This is a genomic window from Vibrio sp. M250220 (assembly GCF_036533795.1).
Taxonomy (GTDB): domain Bacteria; phylum Pseudomonadota; class Gammaproteobacteria; order Enterobacterales; family Vibrionaceae; genus Vibrio.
In genome coordinates, this window is record NZ_JATABI010000142.1 from 1 (window position 1) to 1,151 (window position 1,151).

Sequence of the window (1,151 nt, forward strand, 5' to 3'; positions counted from 1 at the left end):
TGCTCTGGTGTCAGTGGCTCTAGCTCTTTTTCTGGGAGGGGGGGGACTGGCACCGCTTTTGTTGCCGAATATTCACCTACATAGGTGAGTATCCCGCATCCATCAAGCCATAACTTTGCTCGTCCTTCAGGGAGAAAGCCAAACATAAAATCATTTTGGTAGCATGTAGGTCCCTCGGGCTCTTCTGGATATTCGGGATAAGGCTTCACTATAGCCGCTTTAATTTGCGCGGTGACCTTAACGACGGTGGCGTAGCGAAAACCGTTGAGCCCCCAATAGATATAGAGTTCATCGGGTAAGGACTTTATTCCCGAACCAAGTTGATCAGGGATAAAGTTGACTGGTACGCCCAAAGGTAATGCATAGCCATCGTAGTCTGGATAGGTGTATTCTCGATATTTATCCATGTTGTAGCGTAACGGTGAACCCAAACCACCATATGGGAGCATCATACTGGTCCAGTCCTCTTGGTAATTGACACCGTAGGCTTCGTTAACCGACGCAGGGTAATTATAAGAGATCGCGGCACCAATCCGCCAAGGTCTAAACCTCGGGTCATCAGGGTAGTTTGGCTTGGCACGTCCGACTAAGCCAGCGATTAGAGCGAGTATGGCAATGGTTGTGATTGCGAGATAGCGTTTATTCACCGTCGTACTCCCCGTGTGCATAGCCGTGGTTGATGGCTACTCTGGTGTGCTTGGAACAACATCTGCTAGATTCTGTACTCTATAGCCCGGGTTATACCAGACTTGATTGACTTTATCCCAAGGGATCGGGTCATCAAGCGATGGCCGCGGATGAATTTTTGGTGGCTCTTGTTTAGGTTTATCCGCCATCAACTCGGTAATGCCAAGTCTCTCGTAACGTTCCGCTCTTTCCTTGAGTTGTTCTGGCGTCAGTGGCTCTGGTTCTTTTTTTGGTGCCGGTGGAGGGACTGGCACCGCTTTTGTTGCCGAATATTCACCGACATAGGTGAGTATCCCGCATCCATCAAGCCATAACTTTGTTCGTCCATCAGGGAGAAAGCCAAACATAAAATCATTTTGGTAGCATGTAGGTCCCTCGGGCTCTTCTGGATATTCGGGATAAGGCTTCACTATAGCCGCTTTAATTTGCGCGGTGACCTTAACGACGGTGGCGTAGCGAAAACC

General features: G+C 49.1%; 1 protein-coding gene and 1 pseudogene. Both read right to left on the bottom strand.

Features of this window, described 5'->3' with window-relative positions; all coding sequences use genetic code 11:
* Positions 1–647: DUF2931 family protein (locus QTN94_RS19980; RefSeq protein ID WP_331428647.1), on the bottom strand; the 647-nt coding region annotated here is incomplete at its 3' end.
* A gap of 36 nt (positions 648–683) precedes the next feature.
* Positions 684–1,151 (bottom strand): annotated as a pseudogene (locus QTN94_RS19985) (hypothetical protein); the annotation flags it as partial.